The organism is Streptomyces sp. NPDC101194, assembly GCF_044767885.1.
GTDB lineage: Bacteria > Actinomycetota > Actinomycetes > Streptomycetales > Streptomycetaceae > Streptomyces.
In genome coordinates this window covers 319,750-339,012 of the sequence record NZ_JBIWOS010000001.1, presented here as the reverse complement: position 1 = coordinate 339,012, position 19,263 = coordinate 319,750, and the positions used below count along the sequence as shown (strand labels likewise).

Sequence of the window (19,263 nt, the reverse complement as noted above, 5' to 3'; positions counted from 1 at the left end):
ACCGGCATACGGCCGGCCGGCCGGGCGGAGGCCGGACCGGCCGGGCGGAGGCCGGACCGGCCGGTGCCGGAGGCCGGACCGGCCTCCGGCACACTGCCCCGCTACGACTGCGGCGTCGCGGTGAGCATCCGTACCGCCGGAGCCCCCGGCACCGCGGGCACCGCCTCCTGCGGCGCGGCGGGCGGAGCGACGGTCGACTGGGTCGCGACGGCCGGGTTGAGATCCTTGTGCACGGCGCGGGCGACGGCCTGGATGGTGTTGATGCCGTCGTTCATCGTCTTGTTGTCCTGGGTGAGCACGGTGATCGCGTAGTCGTGCCCCTTGCCCGTGAAGGCGCCGATGCTGTGCACCCGCCAGCCGTGGGTGGCGCGCGGCAGCCAGCCGTTCTTGACCTGGACGGTCACGCCGGACGGGGCACCGGCGGGTGTGCCCCAGCGCTGCGAGGAGACGACCTTGCGCATCAGTCCCAGTTCGTACGCCCGCGCGTTGTCGCTCAGCACGGAGTTCTTCGCGGTCAGCAGGGTCAGCAGCCGCTGCTCGTCCTGGGCGGTGATCTGGGTCAGCCCCCAGTAGCCACCGGAGCCGGGCACGGTGTGCGTCATCCCGGCGGCCTTCAGGAACGCCTTGACCTTGGTCACCCCGAGCTGCTTCCACAGACTGGTGGTCGCGTTGTTGTCGGACTTGGTGATCATGGCGGTGGTGAGGTTTATCTCGCGCTGGGTGAGATAGCGGTTGTGCTTCTTGTTGTCCCAGAGCAGCGTCGCCAGCACGGTCGCCTTCACGACGCTGGCCGAGTCGTACTTCGTCGTCGCCCGCAGGGAGCAGTTCGTCTTGGTGGTCCGGTCGTAGAGGGCCACGGCCGTCGTCGACGTCCGCCCCTTGAGCGCGGCGGTGATGTCCTTCGTCAGCTTGGCTGCCAGCCCCGCCTTGCCGGACGTGCAGCTCACCGTCGGCGTCGCGGCGGCGGCGGGCGCCGCGCCGAGCGCCACGGGTACGAACACGCCCGCGGCGAGCGCGACGGACAGCGCGCCCCGCGCACGGCGAGTTATGTGGGATCCAGTCATGAGGCTTCCGTCCCCTGAGTCATCTGTACGGGCGCGCCCCCGGCACGCCCGTACAGATGACTCCCGGCGGAGCGGAAAGTTGTAGGAAACACGGCCCAATTGGCCAGGATTTGAAGGTCGGAGGCCCGATGCCGCCGCCGGAACGTTCGCGGCGTCCGGGACCGGGGTAGTCAGTGGTCGCAGTCGTCGGCCGACCCCATGAGGAGGTTCCCCAAGTCATGTCCGAACCCCAGCCGAGCACCGCCTATCGCTGCGGTCAGCTGTACGCGACCCTGCACGTCCTGCGTTCCGTCGGTACCGGCGACCGGGCACTGGACAAGCAGGAGGCCCGGGACAAAGTGCAGAAGCGGCCGGAGGAGCACCTCGGAACCCCGCTGAGCAAGGCGGCCCAGTACGTGATGGCGGCCCGGCGGAAGGGGGCGGACCGCGGAAAGGCGGCCGACGAACTGTTCCGCGCCATAGCGGACTTCATACCGGCCAACGGCAAACTCCCCGCCGCTCTCGGGGAAGGAGAGAAGGAGGAGTTCGCCACAGGCTTCCATCAGCAGATGGCCGAGTACACGCCCGTGCACGGCCGGCTGATGAAATGACGGACGAGGTCCGGCGCGGTCACAGGTGCGTCGGCTCGAACATCCTCAGCAGGGCCGGGAGCACGACCACCGAAGGGCCCGGCTGGGCGAAGGACTTCGCCAGGTCGGCGGCGAGCGTCTCGGGGGTCGTGCGGACGGCCGGGACGCCGAAGGACTCGGCCAGGGCGACGAAGTCGGGGCGGGCGAGTTCCGTCGCCGTGGCCTCGCCGAAGGCGCCGGTCATGTACTCGCGCAGAATGCCGTACCCGCCGTCGTCGACGATCAGCCAGGTGACCGGCAGATCGTACTGGCGGGCCGTGGCCAGCTCGGCGATCGAGTACATCGCGCCGCCGTCGCCGGAGACCGCCAGGACCGGCCTCGTACGGTCGGCCGCCGCAGCGCCGAGGGCGGCCGGGAAGCCGTAACCGAGGCCGCCCGCGCCCTGGGCCGAGTGCATCGTGTTCGGGTGGCGGGCGTCGAAGGCGGACCAGGCCCAGTAGGCCAGGATCGTCATGTCCCAGAAGCTGGGGGACGCGTCGGGCAGCGCCTGGCGGACCGAGGCGATGAGCTGCTGTTCCAGGGTGAGTTCCTGGGCGGCGATCCGGTCGCGCACCGCTGCGAGGACCGTGCGGACCCGGTCCGGCGCCGACGGGTCCTCGCGGCGGTCGACCGCGTCGAGGAGGTCGGACAGGGCCTCGCGGGCGTCGGCGTGGATGCCGAGCGCGGGGTGGTTGGACTCCAGCTTCCCGGCGTCGGCCTCGATCTGGACGACCCGGCCGCGCGGGGCGAACGTGTGGTAGTTCGAGGAGAGTTCACCGAGTCCGGAGCCGACGACGAGCAGCACGTCGGCGGATTCCAGGAAGTCCGTCGTGTGGCGGTCCTCCAGCCAGGACTGGAGCGAGAGCGGGTGCTCCCACGGGAAGGCGCCCTTGCCGCCGAAGGTGGTGACGACGGGTGCGTCGATCTTCTCCGCGAGCGCGAGCAGCTTGCCGGACGCGTCGGAGCGTACGACTCCGCCGCCCGCGATGATCGCCGGGCGCCGCGCCTTCGACAGCAGGTCGGCCGCGACGGCGGTCAGTTCGGGACGGGCGTGCAGTGCGCGCGGGGTGGCGTCCATCGCCGTGACGACGGGCAGCGTGGTCTCGGCGAGGAGTACGTCCTGCGGGATCTCGACCCAGACCGGACCGTGCGGGGCGGTCAGCGCCGACTCCCAGGCGGCCGCGATCGCCGACGGGATCTGGGAGGCCGTACGGACGGTGTGGACCGACTTCACGACATCGCGGAACGACGCCTTCTGGTCCCTCAGTTCATGCAGGTAGCCGTGGCGTCCGCCGCCCAGGCCCGCGGTCGGGATCTGGCTGGAGACGGCCAGCACGGGGGCGGAGGCCGCCGCCGCCTCCTGGAGCGCGGCGAGGGAGGTGAGCGCCCCGGGGCCGGTGGAGAGCAGCAGCGGGGCGACCTCGCCGGTGATCCGGCCGTAGGCGTCGGCGGCGAAGCCCGCGTTGTTCTCGACCCGCAGGCCGATGTAGCTCAGTGACGAGCGGCGCAGCGCGTCGAACATGCCCAGCGCGTGCTGGCCGGGCAGCCCGAAGACGGTGGTCGCCCCGAGGCCCTGGAGGGTTTCCACGACGAGGTCTCCGCCGTTGCGTCCTGCCGGGGGGTTCAGAGCGGCCGCGATCTGCTCGGGGGTGAGCTGCGGCCGCTCGTCGTGGTGGTCGTGGCTCACTTCGTGCGGGCCTCTGCGATCTGGCGGGACATGACGGTCGTCAGTTCGTACGCCGTGTGGGAGGCGGCGACGGAGGTGATCTCGGCGTGGTCGTACGCGGGGGCGACCTCGACCAGGTCGGCGGAGACCAGGTTGCAGGAGGACAGGCCGCGGACGATTTCGAGCAGCTCGCGGGAGGTCAGACCGCCGGCCTCGGGGGTGCCGGTGCCGGGGGCGTGCGCCGGGTCCAGGACGTCGATGTCGATGGAGATGTAGAGCGGCCGGTCACCGATGCGCTGACGGAGCTGGTCGGCGACCTCGTCGACACCGCGCCGCATGACGTCGGCGGAGGTGACGATGCCGAAGCCCATCTTCGCGTCGTCGTCCAGGTCCTGCTTGCCGTAGAGCGGTCCGCGGGTGCCGACGTGGGAGAGCGCGGAGGTGTCGAGGATGCCCTCCTCGACGGCCCGGCGGAACGGGGTGCCGTGGGTGTACTCGGCGCCGAAGTACGTGTCCCAGGTGTCGAGGTGGGCGTCGAAGTGGAGCAGGGCGACGGGTCCGTGCTTCTTCGCGACGGAACGCAGCAGCGGCAGCGCGATGGTGTGGTCGCCGCCGAGCGTCATCAGACGGGCACCGGTCGCGAGGAGATCGTCGGCCGCGGCCTCGATCGTCTCGACGGCCTCGTTGATGTTGAACGGGTTCGCGGCGATGTCACCGGCGTCGGCGACCTGCGCGAGGGCGAACGGCGAGGCGTCCTGCGCCGGGTTGTACGGACGCAGGAGGCGCGACGCCTCACGGATCGCGTTGCCGCCGAAGCGGGCACCGGGACGGTAGGAGACACCCGTGTCGAAGGGCACGCCGACGACGGCGACATCGGCGGTGCCGACCTCGTCGAGGCGGGGCAGCCGGGCGAAGGTCGCGGGTCCGGCGTACCGCGGGACGCGGGAGGAGTCGACGGGACCGCGCGGCGTTTCGTTGCTGCTCATGGCGGGTGCCTTTCTTGTTGCGATACGGGTGACGCGGAGGTGGTGCGAGCCTTGTGGGCGTTCGTACGTTATTCGAATGTGGGGGACGCGGTGGAGTGCGGGGTGCCCACGGCGGCGGCGGTCTTCTCGGCCGCCGGACCGTCCTGTTCCGCCCGCCCCGCCAGCCGGTCGCGCCAGACGGCCAGCACGGCCGCGTCGGTGGGCTTCGTCGCCAGGGAGACGATCACGTACACCGCGAACGAGGCCAGCAGCCCGTAGTAGACGGGTTCGTTGGCGAGGATTCCGTACGTCGCCATCAGGCCGATCACGGCAACGCCACCGACCGACACCGCGGCCAGCGCACCCGCCGCGGTGCCTCGGCGCCACAGCAGTCCGCCGAGGATCGGCACCAGCAGGCCGCCGACGAGGAGGTTGTAGGCGACGGTCAGTGCCTCGACCACGTTGTTGAGCGCGATGGCGATGGCGATGACGGCGACGCCCATGATGAGGATGAAGGCACGGTTGCCCTTGACCTCGTCGTGCCCCTCGCCGCCGCCGCGCGAGACCACGCCCCGCAGCCGGGACCAGATGTCGTTGTTGGCGACGGTGGCGCAGGCGATCAGCGCACCGGAGGAGGTGGACATCACCGCGGCCAGCGCGGCGGCGAGGACCAGTCCCCTCACGCCGACGGGCAGTTCGTCCTTGACGATGGTCGCGAACGCGGAGTCCGCACTGGACAGGTTCGGGTACATGACCTTGGCGGCGGTGCCGATGACGGCGCCCGCGATCGCGTACACCAGACAGTACGTACCGGCGACGGTGCCGCCCCAGCGGGCCGTCCGGTCGCTCTTCGCGGTGAACACCCGCTGCCAGATGTCCTGGCCGATCAGCATGCCGAAGGTGTAGATCAGCACGTACGTGAAGATCGTCTCGCCGCCGATGCCCAGCGGGTCGAAGTACTCGGTGGGCAGCTTGGCCTTCATCTCGCTGAAGCCGCCCGCCTTGATCACCGCGATGGGGAGCAGGAGCAGCAGCACACCGATGGTCTTGACGACGAACTGCACCATGTCGGTGAGCGTGATCGACCACATGCCGCCGAGCGTCGAGTACGCGACGACGATGGCGCCGCCGAGGATGATCGCGACGGTCCGGTTCACGTCGAACAGCACGTCGAAGATGGTGGCGTACGCGATGGTCGAGGTGACCGCGAGCATCAGCGTGTACGCCCACATGACGACACCGGAGATGATCCCGGCCCGGCCGCCGTAGCGCAGGTCGAGCATCTCGGAGACGGTGTAGACCTTCAGCCGGGCGATGCGCGCCGAGAAGAAGACGGAGAGGGCCAGCAGTCCGAGGCCGATGGTGAAGACCATCCAGGCGCCGGAGAGCCCGTACTGGTAGCCGAGGCCGACGCCGCCGATGGTGGAGGCGCCGCCGAGAACGATGGCGGCCATCGTGCCGGAGTACATCCAGGGGCCGAGGCGGCGTCCGGCCACCAGGAATTCGCTCTTGGACTTGGCGCGGCGCATGCCCCACCAGCCCATGGCGAGCATGCCGGCCAGGTAGACGATGATCACCGCGTAGTCGACAGCCATGGGCTTCCTCCGTTTCAGTCGTGTGCGCTCGTCGTATGTGGTGAAGACGGTAGGTGGCCCGCAAGCGACGCTGAAGTGTACGTTTCATCCATAATTGAAATCCTCGATGGATGGACCGTCCATGCCGGAAGCCTCGGCCGGGGTCGCCCCGCCCAGTCCCCCTCCCCTCTCCGCTCCCCCCACGCCCCCGATCCCGCTCACGGAACTGCTCGCCCGTGAGGAGCTCGGGCTGCACCGGATCGCGGGTCCGGCCGAGGCGGATCTGCTGTGGGTGCACACCTCGGAGATGGCCGACCCGTACCCGTATCTGCTCGGCGGTGAGCTGCTGCTCAGCGCCGGAGTGCTGCTCAAGGACCCGGACGCCTATGTGGCCCGGCTGGTGGAGGCGGGGGCGGCGGCGCTCGGCTTCGGGGTGACGCCGGTGTTCGACACGGTGCCGCAGGCGCTGATCGAGGCGTGCGACCGACATGGTCTGCCGCTGGTGGAGGTGCCGCCCGAGGTCCCGTTCACGGCGATCGCGCGGGCGGTGTGGCGGCTGATGGCCGAGGCCCGGCACCGCGAGCTGCGCCGGGTGACCCGGGCCCAGCAGGCCCTGGCCACGGCGGCGGCCAGGCCGGACCCGATCCCCGCGGTGCTGCACCAACTGGCGGCCCAGCTGGAGGGCCGGGCGGTGCTGCTGTCCGCCGACGGCGAGGAGCTGCACGCGGCGGGCCGCCGCCCGGCCCCCGACATCGGGGCGGCGCTGACCCGGCTCACCCGGGTGGTCTCCACCGTGACGCGCCCCGCCCCGGCGTCCGCGACCGACACCCTGCGGGAGGCGCACCTGTCCGCGTACGCGCTGGGCGGCGGCCAGGGCCTCGTCCTGGCGCTGGCGACGGACCGGCGCGAGGCGGGCGACCACACCATCGCCGGGGTCGCGGTCGTCCTGCTCTCCCTGCTGGCCGCCCCGCACCAGGGCGCCGACGCGGCGGGCCGGTCGGCCGCCCTCGTACGGATGCTGCTGGGCGCGGACCCGCAGGACGTCGCGCCACTGCTCGGCGGCGCCGAGCAGTGGACGGTGGTGCACGCGCGCCGCAGCGGCGACGGCCCGGTCGACCCGCTCACCGCCGGCGCGCTGGGCGCCGCCCTCGGCTCGGCCCTGGTCGACGCGGGCCGGGGCCGGGACGCCGTCAGGGTCCTGGTCCCCGGCGGTGAGCGGATCACCCCGCAGCCCGGCTGGACGCTCGGCGCCTCCTCCCCCGCACCCATCACGGCACTCGACCTCGCCGACGGCCAGGCGTCCCGCGCCCTGGGCCGCGCCGTGGCCACCCGCACCCCACTGGCCCACCACCACGCCGGCGCCGGGGCCGGCCTGGCCGCCCTGATCCCTCCCGACCAGGCGGAGGCCCACGCCCGCGCCCTCCTCGCCCCGCTCACCGACCCCCTGGCCGAGACCCTGCGCTGCTGGCTGAGCCTGCACGGCAGCTGGGACCGCACGGCCACCGCCCTCCAGGTCCACCGCAACACGGTCCGCCAGCGCATCACCCGCTGCGCGACACTGCTGGACGCGGACCTGGACGACATGGACGTACGGACGGAGCTGTGGTTCGCGCTGCGACAGCGATGAGCCGTCGACACCCCTGACGTACCGACACCACGACACCGGCCGCCGCCTCGGAGGCCGGCCCGTGCGACTGCCGCACCTGAGCCGGAGAGGAACACAACATGAACAACGACACGATGAGCATCGAACTACTGGTCGTGCCCGACTGCCCGAACACCCGGACCGCCTCCGACCGTCTCCACCAGGAGCTCGACAGGCTGGGCCTGCACGATGTGACGTTCCGGACCCGCACCCTCACCAGCCAGGCCGAGGCGGAGGCCGCGCATTTCACCGGCTCGCCGACCATCCTGATCGACGGACGCGACCCCTTCGCCGAGCCCGGCCGGACCACGGGACTGACCTGCCGCATGTACCGGACCCCGGAGGGCCTGGCCGGCGTGCCGACGGCCGACCAGCTGCGCCGAGCCCTGGCCGACGCCCGCCGGGAGAGCCCTTGGACCACTGTCCTCGGTCAGGCGACGGAATGAGTGATCGTTCCGGTGTACTGGCCGACAACTGCGGTGGCGGGCACGGTGATGACCAGAGTGGGATTCCAGCTACAGCTCTCGGTCGCGGTTGCTCCCGAGTGGGAGAAGGCCGTGCGAGCCGCGTCGAGAGTGACTTGCTCGGCAGCAGTCGTCTGTCCGGGGTGGCACGCGTCGTTTCCTGTGTCGGCGGTGGCGGGTCCGGACCAGTAGGCGATGTTGCCGGTGGCAATGCTGCCGCCCGCGGTGGTCAGGGCGGTCGCGGTCACCGTGACGTCCCACTGGGGTACCTCGCTTCCTGTGACCGTGACGGTCCCCAGTTGCGCACTGCGTGTACTGCCGACCGAGGCGCCGCCCAGGTTGGCGGTCGTCGGCACGGAGATGGTCAGACTCGGTTGTGCCAGGGCACGCGTGGAAGGCGGCTTCGCCCGGCGGGAAGCTGTGGCGCTGCCCTGCGGTGTCTTCGCGGTGGTGGGGGAAGCTCCCGGTCTCATGGCGTCCGCGCTCGGCGTGCCGACAGCCGACGCGGAGGCGGATGGTGTGGGTGAAGGCTGGATGACCGCCGTGAACAGGACGGCGGTGAGCAGGATGCGGATGTGCACGAATGTCCGTCGGTGCCTTGGTGTGTGAGGTCAGGAGGCGGTGTTCCGGCCGCGTTTGCGCACGGCGAGTGTGAGCAGGCCGAGGGCGACAAGGGTTGCCGCGCCCGCTGCCCAGAGCACGCGGTCGGAACCGGCGGCGATCATGGCGCGCACGGGTCTGCCGTCCCCGGCGTCGGGGAAGGAGAGGTGCCCGTCGGCGGTGTGTTCCAGGAGACCGCTGCGCAGGGTGACTTCCGACGTCCATGGCCCCTTGGGAACGCTGGTGCCGAGGGTGAAGGCGATTTCTCCGGTTTCGCCGGGGGCGAGTGTGGGTCCTTGGTTACTGGTGAAGGGGCCTGCGGCCAGGCCGTCCGGGCCGTTCTTCAGCATCAGCCTGCCGGTGATGTCCACCGCCCGCGCCCCGGTGTTGCGCACCTGGGCGCGCAGTTGGGGCAGACCACCGTGATCGCGTGCGGGAACGAGGTCGGTGATGCGGAAGTCGGAGGGCTGTTCGCCACCAGGGCCGATGTCCAGGTAGACGCGGGTGCCGACGCGCTGGACCATGGCGATGTTGTTGTGATGTCCCGGAGCCGAGCGGTGCTGCGCCCAGATGACACCGTAGCGTTCGCCTTCCGAGGCGCGGCGGGGGACATGGATGGTGGCCTGGATACGGGCCTTGGCGTGCGGGCGCAGGGTGAGACGGGCGGGTTTGAGGGTGACCCAGCGGGTGAGATCGTTGCGCCTGCCGTCCGGCAGGTAGACGAAGTGACCTCTGTGGATGCCTGCCCTGCCTGCGTACATGCGCAGTTTCAGTGGTTTGCTGCCGCCGTTGGCCACTTCGAGTTTGCGGCGGATCGTGGTGCCGGGTGCCAGGTGATCGATGATGTAACTGGAGGCGCGCGGATCGTCCTTGCGTTCGACGGGAGCTTCGAGCAGCTTGATTCCCAGGGTGATTCGAGGGACGCCTGGTGCCGTGTGTGCCGTGGCGGCGGCGGGGAGGCTGAGCAGCCCCGCCACCGCCAGGAATGTGAGAACTCGCTTCATCGTGCTGTCAGGCCACCGAGTGCGTGATCGTGCCGGTGTACTCGCCGGCGGCGACGGTGCTGGGGACGTTCACGATCACGGTCGGGTTCCAGGAGGCGTTGTTGGCGCCGCCGCCCCCGGTGTGCGCGAAGGCGGTTTGCGCGGAGGACACGGTGACGGCGGCGGCCGCGGTGGCCTGGCCGGGGGTGAAAGTGCCGCTTCCGTTCGTGCTCGTGGAGGGTCCCGACCAGTACTCGACATCGCTGTTGGGGATGGTCTGGTTGGCGCCTCCGGCACCGGTGGTGAAGGCCGTGGAGGTCACCGTCGCAGTCCACGGGGCGGGCACGACACCGCGCTCGTCGTTGACCGTCACGGTGCCGAGCTGCCCGGAGGCCGTACCGCCGAAGGTCGTGTTCGACAGAGCTGCGCCGGCCGGCGCGCTCAGGACCAGGTTCGACCCCTGAACGGTAAAGGTGACAGTCGTGTCCTGGGCCTGGGCCGAGGACGTCACCGTGGCCAGAGTCAGCACAGAGGCCCCGACGACGACAGCGGGCAAAATTCTCATCTGCGTTCTCCCAACGATCAGTTAGCCCCTAGGAGTACCAGCGCCGACATCCGAAGCCATGGCAGCACCCGCAGGACCACTTACGCAGACACACGGATGGTCCATTCGGCGCGGCCTTCCCCGTGATGGTGGGCACTCATTCGTGTTTTATTACTGACCCGTGGACACTCGCCGCCCGACGTCCTGGACCAGTCGCTGGATGCGCAGCTCGCGAGACTCTCCCTGTGCGGCGCGGAGATGCTTCGACGGGCCGAGGGCGGGGCTCGTGCCCGCGGCTGCCGCGCGGCCGTGCCCTGCACGATCACCTGAGGCGCCCCAACTGACGTGGCACGCCTGCAGTATTGGAAGCGGCTACCTTGCTGTCCACGGGCGCCGCCCCGTCACTACCGCAGCCCGAGGCAGGGCAGCCAGTCGCGCGAGGCGTTGTGGGTGGCGGTGAGGAGGGCGCTCAGCGCGCCCGGGGCTCCGTCGAGCAGGGAGGTCCGAGCCGCCGAGGTCCGACCGGGCCGGATGGCTCGGGGGTCGCCCGGGGTGAGCGCCGCCGGGAGCCGTCGGCCCAGGTGCTCGGCCAGGCGGTCGCCGAGCGCGGCAGCGGCCGGCAGGCCGGCCCAGCGGTGGAACGCGTCCGCCACGGCCAGTACGCCCGCGGCGCCGTGGCACAGCCCGAGTCGGTCCGTCACCGGATCACCGAAGAGGTCGATGTCCTCGTCGTACCGCTCCGCGAGGGTGGTGAACGCGGTCGCCGCCCAGTCGGCCGTCGACCGGTCACCCAGGGCATCGGCCGCGTCCCACAGCGCCCAGGTGACACCGGGAGTGCCGTAACACCACGCCTGGCGGGCCCGCGCCCCGGAAGGAGGCAGGCCGTCGAGCCCGGCCGGGTCCCAGCTACGGATGGACCGGCCGTCGTCGAAGGACTGCCGTACCAGCCAACGCGTCGCACCGCGCAGCGCGTCCAGCAGTTCCGGCTCCGGGCCGACGCGGCGGACGGTGGCGGTGAGCGCGGCGACGAGCCCTGCCACGCCGTGCCCCATGCCGGTGTTCACCCGGCCCTGCAACCAGCCCAGGCGCTGGTGACCGGAGTACTGGCCGACACGCAGTCGGCGCAGGTCACCGCTGTCGCACAACTCCGCCAAGTGGGCTGCGAAAGGGGTCAGTTGGTTTCGCCTCGGCTGGGGAGTGCCGACGCAGAGCGCCAGCAGCGTGCCGGACGGTCCGCTGACGAGGTCGTAGTCGGAGAGGCCGACGTCCGCCGCCCGCCAGGGGCGCGCCCCCGCCCTGTCCAGCAGATGGTCGCGCAGCCGGTCGGCGGCGCGGTGCAGTGGTGGGTGGATGCGGGCGCCGAGTCGCAGGCCGACGAGCGTTCCGGCCAGCCCGCCGTCGTACAGCCCGCAGTGGCAGGCACCGCGACCGGTACTCCGCGCCCACGCGGCCACCGCGCGTCCGGCGCTCGCCGCCGCCACGGGGTCCGGAGCCGGCGCCGCCGGGCCGCGCGTCTCGGCGACCAGACGGGCCAGTACGGGAATGCCTGGATCGGGCGTCGCGTGCCCGCCCTCGGAGAAGTCGTCGAGCAGTCGGACGGCGGTTCGGACCGCGCTGTCGAGAGCCGCGCGGCGCGGTTCGGCCTGGCTGCCAGGGTGCATCGGAACTCCTCGTCGTGGGGCCACCCGGATCGGGTCCGGGTGGCCCCGTTCAACTCGGCGTGGACAGGTGAGGCTCGGGTCATGTCAGTCCGCCGCCCCGTCGTCGGCCAGGGCCTCGGCGACCAGGCTCTGCCTGACGTACGACAGCCGCCCCCGGTTCCAGTGGAAGATCACGGCGTGGGCGGCGGCACGGCGCGGTCCACGCACCGCGCCACCCGACTCGAAATAGCCGGTGCGCCAGCGATCCGCGGCCCGGCGCACCGCCTCACCGTGGAGCTCCTGCGACGTGCGCCAGGACTGCGGCATCCCGTCCAGCAGTTGTGCGCGCGGCCGTTGCCAGTAGACGCGGATGCCCTGGGCGGCCTGGCGGAGCGCGACGTCCCGGGGGCCACCGGTCAGGGCGCGTCCGGTGTCCGTGCGTACCGCCTCCCAGACGCCCCGGTGTTCCCGGTCGACGATCCCCAGGCCGTCGAGCATCTCGCGGATCAGCAGGAGGGAGAGCCGCCAGTCGGCCTGCGCGTGCCCGTCGCCGTCCCAGCGCCGGGCGTGGTGGTCGAGCCAGGCCAGTGAGTCCGCCGTGAACACCTCGTGCACCCACGGCATGGAGGCGGGGCCGCCGAAGAGATAGGACTCCGGCTCGTACACCGCGTACACCGGTGGGGCGATGAACCCGTCGAACTCCGTCAAGCGGCCCTGGAGTTCGACCCGCAGCCCTACGGCGTCGTCCGCCCCGAACGCCTGGAAGCACACACGCAACCCCGGCAGCTTGTGCGTGAAGAAGAAGGAGCGTGCGGTGTGCGCGTCGAGGAGGTCGCGCGCGGTGTCGGCGAGCCAGGCGTACAGGCGCAACCACGCACTCGGCCGCGGGGCCAGGTTCACCTGTACCCAGCTCGCCTCCGGGTGCTCCACCCTCGGCATGGCGCCACCTCCGTGTGTCGTGGTTCCGGCACGGCAGGGCCCCTCACGGACCACGGTGCGTCGCCGTGGACGGGTCCGGGACATCAAGAGAAGCCCTTGGTTTCGCGTTGTGCGGCCCGCGGGTTCACGGGATGCGGTGGAGGCCGCAACGTCCGCCGGTCGAACCGGATGCGCGGGGGTCGGGGGGCCGAAGCCGTCCTGCTCACTGGTGTCGGGCCTCCCAGGCCCTTCACCCACCTCATTTCCCGCTTTGCCACCAACTGAAAGAGATATTTCAATTAGTCACATTATGAACAGGGGTGCGCTTGGCGCGTCCATGAGGAAGACGTGCGTGGTCGACTGCGCCGTCGCATGGAACGGCGCTCACCGCCACCCCCGTGAGACCGCTGTGCGCAGTCGGGCCCGCTCGCCGATTCCGTCACCGCGGAATCCTCCGCGAGGGCTTCGCAGCCGCCTCCGGCCCAGGACGCGAGGAGCATCACCGGGCCGGGCACGGTGGTTCGGAACGGTTCAGGACTCCGAAGGACACGCGTCGACGTCCGGGACTCCGGACCCCCGACCGGAGGACCGAAGGCGCAGGCCCCGGCTCTCTGCGATGCGGCACACATCGCGCAGCGCCTCGGCCATGCGGGCCACGACATAGCGGAGCTGCACCGACGTGACCTCGGAGTCGTCGAACATGTCGTCGACGTGGTCGAGGAGTTCGGCGGCCATGCCGAGCTGCACGCTCTCGACGTTGTCCGCGACGCGGGAGACGTGCCCGGCCCCGTCGCCGACGACATAACACGGGTTGCCGTCCACGCCGGACCACGGAAGCAGACGTACCGAATCGGGACCTGGGACGTTCGGGACGTTCACACGGTCACCCCGACACCAGGGATCGGGCGAGGCGCGATGTCGATGCCCGGCGCGGGGCGTACGCCTGCGGGAGGCGCGGCCCGATACGAACCCATGGGTCGGTGGCACCCGCGGGCGGGCCAAAGGAACCGCAGCAGCGGCTCGAAAGCATCGGCGATACAGCGCAGCACGTCGTCAACTCCGTTGAGGTAGATGGCCGTTCTCCGGACCGTGCGACGGCGGCGGCCGACGTCCGGGCGCGCCACCGCTGTGTAGCGATCCACTCACACAGTGAGACGGTCCGGACTAGGCTCGCCAGGGGGTTCCAGGTGACAGGCGCTTTGGCGCACGGGAGTTGACCATGAGTAATACCTATGGCGATTGGTTGAAGGCGCAGCGGGAAGCGGCCGGACTGACGCAGCAGGATCTGGCCGACGCGGCGATCATGACGCGGTCGCACATCTCGCACATCGAGGCGGGGCGCCGCATCCCGTCCAAAGAGGACGCCCGACGCCTGGACAAAGCCTTGAATACCGGGAACGTCCTGAGCAGTTTCCTGCCGAGCCAGGACGACGGCACCGTGGCCGACTACTTCGAGCCCGCTCGCCAGCTCGAACAGCAGGCGACGATGATCCGGGAATTCGGCCTGACCTTCATGCCGGGCATCTTGCAGACGGAGGGGTACGCCCGCGCCGTTCTGAGTAAAGCCTTCCCTCCCTGGAGTGAGGATGAGCGTGACAAGTACGTCGTCACGCGGCTGGATCGCGCGAAGATCCTCACCGACCCAGTGACCCCCGTGGTGTGGGCATTGCTGGACGAGACAGTGCTACGGCGCCCGATCGGCGGTTCGGACACCATGGCCGAGCAGATCATGCACGTAGTCCACTTGACCGAGATCGAGCGCGTGCGCACGCACATCCTTCCGCTCTCGCTGGGTCTCCACCCGCTCATGCAGAGCATGCTGACGTTGATGTGGTTCGAGGACCAGCCGCCGGCCGCCTACAGTGAGGGGCTCTCTATCGGCAAGGTTCATGATTCCCCGTCCGTGGTTCAGCAGTTGCAGAGCCGCTACGCTCTCGCATTGAGTGACGCGCTCCCGCTGAAGGAGTCGCTCGCTCTGATGAGGTCGATCGCAAAGGAATACGGGCACCATGGCTGAGCACACCATCCCCAACGCTTCTGCGTTGAGCGGCTGGCGCAAGTCGTCCCACAGCGGTAACGAGGGCGGCAGCTGCGTCGAGGTGTTGGACGGCCACCCCACCGGCGTCCCCGTCCGCGACTCCAAGACCCCGCACGGCCCCGCCCTCGTCTTCCCGACAGTCGGCTGGTCGGCCTTCGTCGCCGCGGTCAAGGACGACGACTTCCCCGTCTGAACGTCCCGTCCCCGGCCCACGGCAAAGGCGGACCGGGAACGGGGCTGTTCGTGCCGTGCGAGTGTGCGGGGCTGCTGTGTTACGCCGTCGTCGGGGCGGGCGTCTCGCCGGTACGGTCGACCGCGGCCTTGGTGAGCACCGCGGAGATGCCGACAACGGTTCCGGCCGGGCCGGCGTCGCCGGATTCGGTCAGGACCGTGCGCTCGCCGAGGAACGCGTACGTGGTCCGGTCGAAGACCCACTGGGTCTGCTGCCCGTGTGCCGTACGGGCGACGGCGACACCCTCGCGTCCTGCGGCGTCGGTGGCCGCATCGATCACCGTGACTCCGGGGATCTTCGCGGCGGCCTCGTAGAGCGCGGCGCCGACCTTCGGGGGTGCCCAGGTCTCGGCCAGCAGGTCGCCGATCGCGGTGAAGGCTCGCTGGTCAGGGTCCTGGCCCTGTCGGCGGGTCTCGTCCCGGATCAGCTTCAGCAGGGCGTCCGGGTCGGTGGGCAGCGACGCGACGTACTCGTGCGTCGGGTCGCTGATCGACGCGGCCTCCTGGTGCGCGGTGCGCGGCCGGGGTGTCGCCCCTCGGCCGTCGAGGTCGTAGACCGGTGCGTCGGCGCCGAGCGAGGAGTCGGGCTCGCCCTCCTCGCGCAGCAGGCCGGGGCGGCTGCCGTCGGCGGACAGCCACACCTGCCGCGTGTGCGCGGGAGGTGTGGTCACCTTGCCGCCCCCGGCGCTCTGCCCGGCGAAGGCGACCTTGCTCTCGATGTACACGAACTGGTCGGCGCGGACCGCCGGTTGCTTCTCCCCGGCGGCGGCGAGTGCGATGCGGTCGAGGAGCTGTGCCGCTGTGGACGTGCCGGGGGTGCGGCCGCCGGAGACCGCGTTGGTGCCGTGCCCCGGCGTGTCCGCGAGGTTGACCACCACGACGCCGCCGACCGCCAGGGCGCAGGCGACGGCGGGCACCATGACCCGGACCAGACGTCGGCGCGGGCGCGAGGCCCGGGGGGCGAGGCCGCCACGCGGTTCGACGACGGCGGCCTCGCGCAACAGCGCTTCCTTCAGCAGCAGTTCGCGGTCGGCGTCCAGGCCGGGGACCGACGGCGGGGGCAGCAGTGCGGTGAGGCCGGGACGTTCGGCCTCCTCGGACCGGTGGTGCGTGCGGCGCCGCGAGGTGAGGTTCATCCGTGGTTCTCCTGGGTCAGCAAGGGGGCCACGGGGGTGCGGCCCGGCAGTGGCTTGTCGGGGGTGGCGGGGGTGCCGGTGGCGGGGGCCCTGTTCACCGCCGCGGATGGCTGTTCGGTTCCGGCCCGTGTGTCCTGCGCGCGCGTGGCGCGGGTTTCGGCCTCGGTGAGCTCACGCAGTCGGGTACGGGCGCGGGACAGGCGCGACCGGACGGTGCCGACCGGCACGCCGAGCGCCTCGGCCGCTGCCGCGTAGTCCAGGCCGGCCCACACCACCAGCGTGAAGACCTCCCGGTCCCGGCGCCGCAGGCGGGCGAGAGCGGCATGCGCGGCACGCAGTTGCTCGGTGTCGGCGAGGTGCGTGACGAGGTCGTCGGCGAAGTCCGGGATCGAGCCGCGTTCGGGGACGCGGGCGAGCGCGATCTCGCGGCATCGGCGTGCGCGTGCGTTGCGGCGCATGATGTTGGTGGCGATGCCCAGCAGCCACGGGCGCAGACCGTCCCCGTCGGGGCGCAGCTTCTCCCGGCTGCGCCACGCCGCCAGGAAGGTCGACGAGACGACGTCCTCGGCCTCCGCCCAGTCGCCCGTCACCCGCAGGGCATAGCGGTACAGCACCTGGGCGTGCTCGTCGTACAGCTCGCCCAGAGCGTCGCGGTCTCCGCGGCGGAAGCGATTCCTCATGAGTGATTCCACACTCTGCTCTGCCGCGCCCGTTGCGCCGGTTCCGGTGATGTGCGCCACACGCGTGCCACCCCGGGGCGCACCCCGCGCCTCATGTGACTCAGCTCACGGGAACGCCGACGCCCGGCGGCGCAGTGCACGTCATGAACAGTTCTTCCGTACCCCGCCGGAGCGCGCTCCGGACGCTCGCTCTCGCCGTCGCCCTGGTCGGCAGCACGACGCCCGCGTGGAACACCGCCGCCTTTGCCGCGGAGCCGGCGACGTACACCCTCACGATCAATCACCTCGACCGCACCGGCCACAAGACGGCGGACTACACCACCCACGTCACCGGAGTCTCCGGGCCGGGTGCCGACGAGGCCGTCCAGCCGTACGACGCCTCCGGCACCACCACCGTGCGTCTGCCCAAGGGCCGGTACCTCCTGGACAGTGCCCTGACCACCGGCACGGCGGCGGACGGCACGGACTGGGTCGTCCAGCCGCGCCTCGACCTCGACCACGACACCACCATCACCGTCGACGCGCGGACCACCGCCCCTGTCGACGTGACTCCGCCCGACCGCTCCGCGGGTTTCCAGCACAGCGTGATGTTCGTCCAGGTCAAGCACGACGGCGCGGTCCGGACCACCAACCTCGTCAACGGCACACCGAACCTGCGCGTCGCGCACCTGGGCCCCGACAGCGAACCCGGTTCGGTGGAGCAGTGGTTCGACTCCTACTGGAGCACCGACACCGCCGGCTACGCGCTCGGCCACACCTTCACCGGCAGTCGCGCCCTGACCGGGCTCGTCCGGCACCCCGCCGCGAAGGACCTGGCCACCGTGCGGATCCGCGGCGCGGCACGGCCGGGCACCGACGGGCGGGCGACCGTCGACCTGCAGCCCACCGCCGGGCCGACCCTCGGCGTCACCCAGGCCCTGCCGACCCCCGCGACCGCCACCTACTACGTGACGCCTGAACGCGGCACCTGGGACATCACCTACTGGGCCCCCACCGCGCCCGGCGCGGCATCGAACCGCTACAGCGCCAACGGCATCGCCGTGCGCGCCGGAAGCACGACCACCCACACCTTCGACAACGCCGTCTTCGGCCCCGATCTCACCGACCGCCCCGGCGTCGTGCGCGACGGCAACCGGCTCGCCGTCGATGTCCCGCTGCTCGCCGACGGCGACGGTCATGTGCCGTCGTCACCGTCGTACGACACGGCATCGACCACACTGCACCGCGACGGCGTGCTCGTCGGGACGAAGACCGCCACCCCCGGAAAGGCCGCGTTCACCGTAAAGCCGGGGCGCGCGGCATACCGGCTCACCAGCACGGTGAAGCGTGGCGGCGCACCCGGCGTCGCCACGCGGGTGACCACGTCGTGGACCTTCACCTCGGACACGACGACGGGTCCGGTCCCGGTGCCGGTGAGCGCCGTGCGGTTCTCGCCCGAGCTCAGCCCGACCGGCACCGCGCCGGCGAACGAGACGCTCCGTGTCCCGGTCACCGTGCTGGGCGCCGCCGCGAACGGACGCGCACGTTCGATGGCGGTCTCGGTGTCCGTGGACGGTGGCACGTCGTGGACCCGGGTCCCGGTCGAGCGGGGCGCCGTCGAAATCCACAACCCGCGCGCGGGCACCGGCGTCTCCTTGCGTGCCGCGCTGACCGACAGCGAGGGGAACACCCTCACCCAGACCGTCATCGACGCCTACCGCACCCGGTGACCCCGACTCGGTGATCCCGTGAAGCCTGCCCCCATGGCCCCGTGGTCCGGGCAGGCGAACGGCGACCGTGCGCGCCGGTGTGCACAGGGGCGCCCCGAGCCGTGACACACGCTTCGGGCGCCCCTCCCTCCGCCCTGGCTTCTGTGACAACAGCCGTGACACGGTATCGATCACCAAGAGTGCCTGATCCGTCACACACGGGAATGAAGAGGCTTCGCCATGAACCGCATCGCCGCGCTCGCCGTCACCTCGCTCGCCTTGGCACTGGGACTCGGCACCGGACCCGTCGCAGCCACGGCGGCCGAGAACGCCACCACCGAAAGCGCCGTCACCGAGAACGCCGCCGTCGAGAGCGCCAGGGCGTCCTACAGCTGCAGCCCCGGCTACTTCTGCATCTACAGCGACTGGAACGGAGGCGGCACCCGCTGCCAGTGGTCGGACAAGCAGCGGGCGAACACCGCCGACGACTGCTCCTTCATCCAGCGGGGCAAGAACGTCCGCTCCGTCTGGAACGGGACCGGGCACCGCGTTCAGTACTACACCAAGACCAACTACAACTCCCGGGTCGGATCCACCCCCGCCGGAAGCGGCGGCAACCTCCAGGGGAGCTACCAGATCCGCTCCTTCAAGCCCCAGTAGGCAGGAGCGGACGGGACGTACGGGAGCCCTCCCCGGCCGATGGCCGGGGAGGGCTCCCGCGCGTCCGCGGCCGGAAGATCGGCTCGGGCGTGCTCAGCATCACCCTGGACAGCGTCGATGACCGCCGGGTAACTTTTGACCAGGACTGAGCAAGCGCTT

Annotated in this window: 19 protein-coding genes; 7 read left to right on the top strand and 12 right to left on the bottom strand. The window is 71.2% G+C overall.

Features of this window, described 5'->3' with window-relative positions:
• Positions 1–101 precede the first annotated feature (101 nt).
• Positions 102–1,064, bottom strand: coding sequence for a serine hydrolase (locus ACIRP2_RS01550; protein WP_404245419.1), 963 nt, complete (start codon positions 1,062–1,064; stop codon positions 102–104).
• Between the two features lie 218 nt (positions 1,065–1,282).
• On the opposite strand from ACIRP2_RS01550, the gene ACIRP2_RS01545 reads away from it, so the two are divergent.
• Positions 1,283–1,654, top strand: coding sequence for a hypothetical protein (locus ACIRP2_RS01545; RefSeq protein WP_404245417.1), 372 nt, complete (start codon positions 1,283–1,285; stop codon positions 1,652–1,654).
• 19 nt (positions 1,655–1,673) lie between these two features.
• On the opposite strand, the gene ACIRP2_RS01540 is transcribed toward ACIRP2_RS01545, so the two are convergent.
• The 3 genes from ACIRP2_RS01540 to ACIRP2_RS01530 form a co-directional block, all read right to left on the bottom strand.
• Positions 1,674–3,359, bottom strand: coding sequence for a thiamine pyrophosphate-binding protein (locus ACIRP2_RS01540; protein ID WP_404245415.1), 1,686 nt, complete (start codon positions 3,357–3,359; stop codon positions 1,674–1,676).
• A complete protein-coding gene (gene speB, locus ACIRP2_RS01535; protein WP_361448763.1) occupies positions 3,356–4,324 on the bottom strand; it encodes an agmatinase in 969 nt (322 codons plus the stop codon). Before speB ends, ACIRP2_RS01540 begins: the two co-directional genes overlap by 4 nt.
• Positions 4,325–4,392: 68 nt before the next feature.
• The gene (locus ACIRP2_RS01530) at positions 4,393–5,898 is read right to left on the bottom strand and encodes a sodium:solute symporter (protein ID WP_404245412.1); all 1,506 of its coding nucleotides are present in this window, start codon (positions 5,896–5,898) and stop codon (positions 4,393–4,395) included.
• Between the two features lie 121 nt (positions 5,899–6,019).
• On the opposite strand from ACIRP2_RS01530, the gene ACIRP2_RS01525 reads away from it, so the two are divergent.
• Together ACIRP2_RS01525 and ACIRP2_RS01520 are read left to right on the top strand one after the other, a co-directional pair.
• Positions 6,020–7,504, top strand: a complete 1,485-nt coding sequence (locus ACIRP2_RS01525) for a PucR family transcriptional regulator (protein ID WP_404245410.1) — start codon at positions 6,020–6,022, stop codon at positions 7,502–7,504.
• A gap of 98 nt (positions 7,505–7,602) precedes the next feature.
• Positions 7,603–7,968, top strand: a complete 366-nt coding sequence (locus ACIRP2_RS01520) for a hypothetical protein (RefSeq protein ID WP_404245408.1) — start codon at positions 7,603–7,605, stop codon at positions 7,966–7,968.
• Here ACIRP2_RS01520 and ACIRP2_RS01515 read toward each other — a convergent pair.
• The 6 genes from ACIRP2_RS01515 to ACIRP2_RS01490 form a co-directional block, all read right to left on the bottom strand.
• The gene (locus ACIRP2_RS01515) at positions 7,953–8,567 is read right to left on the bottom strand and encodes a hypothetical protein (RefSeq protein WP_404245406.1); all 615 of its coding nucleotides are present in this window, start codon (positions 8,565–8,567) and stop codon (positions 7,953–7,955) included. The two genes, ACIRP2_RS01520 and ACIRP2_RS01515, sit on opposite strands and share 16 nt — an antisense overlap.
• A 30-nt stretch (positions 8,568–8,597) precedes the next feature.
• Complete coding sequence (locus tag ACIRP2_RS01510; protein WP_404245404.1) at positions 8,598–9,590, bottom strand: peptidase; 993 nt, start codon at positions 9,588–9,590, stop codon at positions 8,598–8,600.
• 7 nt (positions 9,591–9,597) lie between these two features.
• On the bottom strand, positions 9,598–10,134 hold the full coding sequence (locus tag ACIRP2_RS01505) for a hypothetical protein (protein ID WP_404245402.1): 537 nt from the start codon (positions 10,132–10,134) through the stop codon (positions 9,598–9,600).
• 383 nt (positions 10,135–10,517) lie between these two features.
• On the bottom strand, positions 10,518–11,774 hold the full coding sequence (locus ACIRP2_RS01500; protein ID WP_404245400.1) for a lanthionine synthetase LanC family protein: 1,257 nt from the start codon (positions 11,772–11,774) through the stop codon (positions 10,518–10,520).
• Between the two features lie 84 nt (positions 11,775–11,858).
• Positions 11,859–12,692 carry a thiopeptide-type bacteriocin biosynthesis protein gene (locus tag ACIRP2_RS01495; RefSeq protein ID WP_404245398.1) on the bottom strand — a complete coding sequence of 278 codons (834 nt, stop codon included), beginning with the start codon at positions 12,690–12,692 and terminating at the stop codon, positions 11,859–11,861.
• 510 nt (positions 12,693–13,202) lie between these two features.
• Complete coding sequence (locus ACIRP2_RS01490) at positions 13,203–13,493, bottom strand: hypothetical protein (RefSeq protein WP_404245395.1); 291 nt, start codon at positions 13,491–13,493, stop codon at positions 13,203–13,205.
• A gap of 397 nt (positions 13,494–13,890) precedes the next feature.
• Here ACIRP2_RS01490 and ACIRP2_RS01485 point away from each other — a divergent pair, with 397 nt between their 5' ends.
• A complete protein-coding gene (locus tag ACIRP2_RS01485; protein WP_404245393.1) occupies positions 13,891–14,688 on the top strand; it encodes a helix-turn-helix domain-containing protein in 798 nt (265 codons plus the stop codon).
• Positions 14,681–14,902 carry a DUF397 domain-containing protein gene (locus ACIRP2_RS01480; protein WP_404245391.1) on the top strand — a complete coding sequence of 74 codons (222 nt, stop codon included), beginning with the start codon at positions 14,681–14,683 and terminating at the stop codon, positions 14,900–14,902. The genes ACIRP2_RS01485 and ACIRP2_RS01480 overlap by 8 nt, the downstream gene beginning before the upstream one ends.
• Before the next feature lie 79 nt (positions 14,903–14,981).
• On the opposite strand, the gene ACIRP2_RS01475 is transcribed toward ACIRP2_RS01480, so the two are convergent.
• Together ACIRP2_RS01475 and ACIRP2_RS01470 are read right to left on the bottom strand one after the other, a co-directional pair.
• The gene (locus ACIRP2_RS01475) at positions 14,982–16,076 is read right to left on the bottom strand and encodes a CU044_5270 family protein (RefSeq protein ID WP_404245389.1); all 1,095 of its coding nucleotides are present in this window, start codon (positions 16,074–16,076) and stop codon (positions 14,982–14,984) included.
• Positions 16,073–16,756 (bottom strand): RNA polymerase sigma factor, encoded by a 684-nt coding sequence (locus ACIRP2_RS01470; protein ID WP_404245387.1) that lies wholly within the window; start codon positions 16,754–16,756, stop codon positions 16,073–16,075. The genes ACIRP2_RS01475 and ACIRP2_RS01470 overlap by 4 nt, the downstream gene beginning before the upstream one ends.
• 143 nt (positions 16,757–16,899) lie before the next feature.
• On the opposite strand from ACIRP2_RS01470, the gene ACIRP2_RS01465 reads away from it, so the two are divergent.
• Both ACIRP2_RS01465 and ACIRP2_RS01460 read left to right on the top strand, forming a co-directional pair.
• Positions 16,900–18,465 (top strand): serine protease, encoded by a 1,566-nt coding sequence (locus ACIRP2_RS01465; RefSeq protein WP_404245385.1) that lies wholly within the window; start codon positions 16,900–16,902, stop codon positions 18,463–18,465.
• 219 nt (positions 18,466–18,684) lie between these two features.
• Positions 18,685–19,104 carry a peptidase inhibitor family I36 protein gene (locus tag ACIRP2_RS01460; protein WP_404245383.1) on the top strand — a complete coding sequence of 140 codons (420 nt, stop codon included), beginning with the start codon at positions 18,685–18,687 and terminating at the stop codon, positions 19,102–19,104.
• Positions 19,105–19,263: the final 159 nt, after the last annotated feature.